The 4,501-nt window shown below is 73.3% G+C and carries 5 protein-coding genes; 1 reads left to right on the forward strand and 4 read right to left on the reverse strand.

Going from position 1 to position 4,501, the window contains the following annotated elements; genetic code table 11:
* Positions 1-1,410 (reverse strand): AAA family ATPase (locus ACRDSQ_RS12560; protein WP_431421121.1); only part of this gene is annotated, 1,410 nt, incomplete at its 3' end.
* Positions 1,411-1,420: 10 nt separating this feature from the next.
* Positions 1,421-2,149 carry a zf-HC2 domain-containing protein gene (locus ACRDSQ_RS12565; protein ID WP_431421123.1) on the reverse strand — a complete coding sequence of 243 codons (729 nt, stop codon included), beginning with the start codon at positions 2,147-2,149 and terminating at the stop codon, positions 1,421-1,423.
* Positions 2,150-2,213: 64 nt separating this feature from the next.
* Here ACRDSQ_RS12565 and ACRDSQ_RS12570 point away from each other — a divergent pair, with 64 nt between their 5' ends.
* A complete protein-coding gene (locus ACRDSQ_RS12570) occupies positions 2,214-2,801 on the forward strand; it encodes a sigma-70 family RNA polymerase sigma factor (protein ID WP_431421125.1) in 588 nt (195 codons plus the stop codon).
* Positions 2,802-2,815: 14 nt separating this feature from the next.
* Here the strand turns inward: ACRDSQ_RS12570 and ACRDSQ_RS12575 are convergent, their stop codons facing one another.
* Together ACRDSQ_RS12575 and ACRDSQ_RS12580 are read right to left on the reverse strand one after the other, a co-directional pair.
* Positions 2,816-3,943 (reverse strand): VWA domain-containing protein, encoded by a 1,128-nt coding sequence (locus ACRDSQ_RS12575; RefSeq protein ID WP_431421127.1) that lies wholly within the window; start codon positions 3,941-3,943, stop codon positions 2,816-2,818.
* On the reverse strand, positions 3,940-4,501 hold a 562-nt coding region (locus ACRDSQ_RS12580; protein WP_431421129.1), incomplete at its 5' end, for a DUF5682 family protein. The genes ACRDSQ_RS12575 and ACRDSQ_RS12580, both read right to left, overlap by 4 nt.

Raw genomic sequence — 4,501 nt, forward strand, 5'->3', positions numbered from 1 at the left:
GGGCAGGCCCGCGTTGGCCGCCGCCTCGGTCGCCGCCACCAGCCAGTCCAGCCGCTGGCTGGCCAGGTCGGCGGGCGCGCGGTCGGCGGCGAGGAGGTACAGCTCGGCGGCCAGGTCGCGGGAGCCGCGGCGGATCGCGGTCTCGGCGGCGACGACGAGCGAGCGGGCCACCTGGGCGTCGGGCGCGGCGGAGGCGAGCGCCAGGTGGCGGTCGCGCTGGTCGTCGAAGGTGACCGCGTCGGCCAGCAGCCGGTGCGCCTCGACGCGCTGCTCGGCGTCGGCGAGTTCGGCGACGATGGAGGCCGCGGCGGGCGGGGTGAAGCGGATGTTCTCCTCGTCGGTGACGACGAGACCAGCCTGCACGGCGTGGCGGATGTCGTGGCGGGCGTCGGCCCGGCCCGCCCGCAGCAGCAGGCGGATCGTCGGGCGGGTCGCGAGCGCGCACATCAGCAGCGTCTGCCGAACCCGGGGAGCCACGCCCGCCAGCCGCTCGTGCACCAGTGCCGCCACCCCCGGCGGCAGCGGGGCGGGCGCGCGCAGGCCAGTGCGCTCGGAGAACGCGCCTGCCAAGGTCAGCGCCAGGTAGGGGTTGCCCTCGGAGTCGGCGTGGATGGCCACGGCGGTGCGGGCGGGCAAGCCGTAGGCGTCGAACAGCTCGGCGAGGTCGTCGGCGGTCAGCGGCGGAACCGGCAGCCGTAACAGGGGTCGCGGCGCGAGCAGGGCGGGTGGCACCGGCCGTGGGTCGGCGCCGTCGGCGTCCTCGGCGAGGTCGGTCGGCTCCTGGACCCGGCCCGCGACCACTACCCGCACCGCGCTGCCGGGAAGCCGCCGCGCGGCGTAGGCGAGGATGTCTGCGGAGGTGGCGTCGATCCACTGGACGTCGTCGAGCAGCACCAGGACCGGGGTGTCGGCGGCGAGGCCGAGCAGCAGCGAGTGCCAGGCCATGCGCAGCGCGGGTGATCCCTGCGGGTCGACGCGCTCGCCGCGCAGCACGTCCTCCACGGCGCGGCGCTGGGGTTCGGGCAGGTCGGCCACGGCCGTGCCGGGCACTTGGGCGAGCAGGTCGGCCAGGGCGGTGCCGGGGATCCAGCGCTCGTTCTCCGCGCTGGTGGCCCGCAGGACGCGCCCCTGGGCCGCGGCGGCCACCTCGTCGAGCAGGGTGGTCTTGCCGATGCCGCTGGGCCCGGTGAGCAGCACCCCGCCGCCGTCGGCGAGATGGCCCTGCAGACTCCCCAAAACCCGTGCCCGACCGACGATGCGCGCCGCCCGGTCCGCGGACGGGCGCACATCCGCGCTGGGACCTACCTCGCCGTCCACAGCGAAGAGGATAGGACGCAACCGGTCGACACCGACGTTCGGGCATGCCCGAACGATCTCCACGCGGCCCTGGGCGGCCGTCCCCATGTCCATGAACTCGGCGCTACGCGGCGCGATGCCTGCCGGCGGGCCGCAGAAATCCTTGCCCTGGACCACGTTCGGCGGGCCTGCCGCCGTCCAACCGGGCGGAGCCCGCGTACTCCCCCGGCGCGCCAACGGCGTCACCCCGTCCGGGCGTCGGCGCGGCGGTGTCGCGGCGCACTAAGAGCAGCAGGCCCAAGGCGAACACGAGCACACCGTGCCCCACCACGCGCGACGCGGGGACCGCGTCGGCGACCAGGTCGTACACCGAATATCCCAGCAGCACCACGACGAAGCCCGCGAGCACCGGGATCAGCCCGGACGCCGCACGGGGCCGCAGCGCGGCCCACGCGAGCCCGATCCCGAGTGCGAGCGTCCACGCGGTGCTCTCGTTGACCAGGTGGCCGGCGAACGGCCCGGCGTGCCCGTGCCCGACGTGCGCCATCGCCGCGTCGGCGCCCACGATCTGCGCGATGGCCAGCGTCGACTGGGCCACCGCGACCACACCCAGCCCGATCCGCGGCCACACCCTGGTCGGGCTCGGCGCCGCGGCGAGGACCGCGTCGGTCAGGTCGGGCACCGCGACGGCTGCACGCACCCGAAGCGAACGGGTCAGCGCCACCACGCCCACCTGCCACTGCCTGCAGGCCACGCACTCGGCGAGGTGCCGGTCGGTGGCCTCGGCGGGCGCGGGCTCAACTTCACTGTCGAGCCGTGCGGACACGGCTTCGCGGCACGTCACACAGTCCACGTCACAGTTGGTCGCCCGTTCGGCCCTGGAAGTTCCCCCGACTTCCTCCGCTACGCTGCGCAGCGTGGGAGCACCAGAGGGCGACCAGATCGACGGCCATGACGAACTGACGGTGTGCGCGCTCGCCGCGGGCGCGGGCGACCGGCGTGCCTTGGAGAGATTCGTCCGAGCCACCCAGCGCGACGTCTGGCGATTCCTCGCCCACCTGACACACATCGACCTGGCCGACGACCTGACGCAGGAGACCTACCTGCGCGCCCTGCCCAGCCTCACCCGCTTCGCCGGCCGCTCCACCGCCCGCACGTGGCTGTTCTCCATAGCCCGCCGCGTCGCGGTCGACAATGTCCGATCGGCACTGACCCGCCCGCGGCTGGCGGCGACAGACGACTGGGCCGGCTCAGCGGAAACCCGCCACGCGTCGACGCATGCCGGGGTGGCGGGGTTCGAGGACATGGTGGAGATGAACCTGCTCTTGGCGGGCCTGTCGGCGCAACGACGGGAAGCGCTGGTGCTGACGCAGGTACTCGGACTGTCCTATAGCGAGGTGGCGGAGATCTGCGGCTGTCCACTCGGGACCGTCCGCTCGCGCATCGCCCGCGCCCGCGAGGATCTGCTGCAGGCGGACGGAACCCGCCGAACCTCGTCAGGTTGATCCGGTCGCACCGGTCAGCCCCACCGACTCAAGTCCTCCCGCCGCAACGCCGCTGCGAGCAGATCACCGAACCGGTCAGGCGTGCAGGCGAACGCAGGAACCCCCAGAGCGGCAAAAGCAGCGGCATTGTCATGATCGTAGGAAGGCGCGCCGGAGTCAGCCAGGGCCAGCAATGCCACCAGCTGCACACCGGATTCGACGATCATCCGAGCCCGCGCCAACATCTCGTCTCGGTTCCCACCCTCATAAAGGTCACTCACCAATACCACCAGCGTCTCCTCGGGCTTGGTGATCAGCCCCTGCGTGTACGCGAGCGCCCGGTTGATGTCGGTCCCACCGCCAAGCTGAGTCCCGAAGAGAACATCCACCGGGTCCGCAAGCAGATCCGTGAGATCCACCACCGCCGTGTCGAACGCGAACAACTGAGTGCGCAGGGCACGCATCGATGCCAGAACGGCGCCGAAAAGGCTTGCGTACACCACGGATTCCGCCATCGAGCCCGACTGGTCGATCGCGAGGATCACGTCCCGCTGGATGCTCTTGTTGCGCCGCCCATACCCGACAAGCCGTTCCGGCACGACCGTGCGCAGCTCAGGCGAGTAGTTGCGCAGGTTGGCGTGAACCGTCTTGCCCCAGTCGATGTCCGCGTGCCGGGGACGCGCGCTGCGGGCCGCACGGTCGAGCGCCCCGCGCACCGCGGCGCGGGTCGGCTCACCCAGTCGGCTCTCCAGGTCGTCCACGACTGTCCGCACGACGTCGCGCGCGGTCTCCTTGGTGCGTTCCGGCATCACCGAGTTGAGCGACAGCAGCGTCCCCACCAGGTGCACGTCCGGCTCGACCGCCGAGAGCAGTTCCGGCTCGAGCAGGAGCCGCTTGAGGCCCAGCCGCTCGACGGCGTCGCGCTGCATGACCTGCACGATGGAACTCGGGAAGTAGGCGCGGATGTCGCCCAGCCACCGGGCGACCCGCGGCGCGGACGCGCCCAGGCCTGCCGAGCGCGGCGCCCCTGATTCCGGTTCCGGCTGGTACAGGGCGGCCAGCACACCGTCCATTTTGGAGTCTTCGGCGTCCAGCCCGACGCCGGTGCCGTCCTCGTCGCCGCCGAGGACCAGGCGCCAGCGCCGCAGGCGTTCGTCGGTCATCGCACCCCCAGCAGTGTCGCGAGCACGGGCACGGCGGCCGCCGCCCGCTGCTCATCGATCTGCGCCACCACCACGGGCACACCCGAGCCGCGCCGGGCGGCGCGTTCGCCGATCGTGCGCCGCTCCGGTCCGGCGAACGCGCCGAAAGGGCGCCGCAGCAAGGGAAGGACCTGGGCGAACTGGTCGGCCGCGATGCCCGCGAGCCAGCGGTCGAGGACGTCGAGGAGCGTGTCGTCGTGGATCAGCAGCAGGGCGCCGCCCGCGAAGAAGCCCTCGATGTAGGCGGCGGCCGCGGCGGGCGCGACACCCGCGGTCAGCTCGCGGCCCAGCCGCAGCGCGACCTCGTCGGTGGCCACCCGGTCGGCGTCGTGCAGCAGCCGGGTGACCCGGCCCGCGAGCAGCGGCGGCGCGGAGTCCCTGGCGGCCACGGCCGCGAGCGCGTCGAGCCACTGGGCGGTCGCGTCCTCGCCGAGCAGGCCGGTGGCTTCGTGCACGCCGTCGACCAGCGCGCACAACTCTTCGGCGGCTTGGTCGTCGAGGCCGTGCGCGGCCCGGGGC

The sequence above is a fragment of the Actinokineospora sp. genome, assembly GCF_050699995.1.
In the GTDB taxonomy this organism is placed as follows: Bacteria; Actinomycetota; Actinomycetes; order Mycobacteriales; family Pseudonocardiaceae; genus Actinokineospora.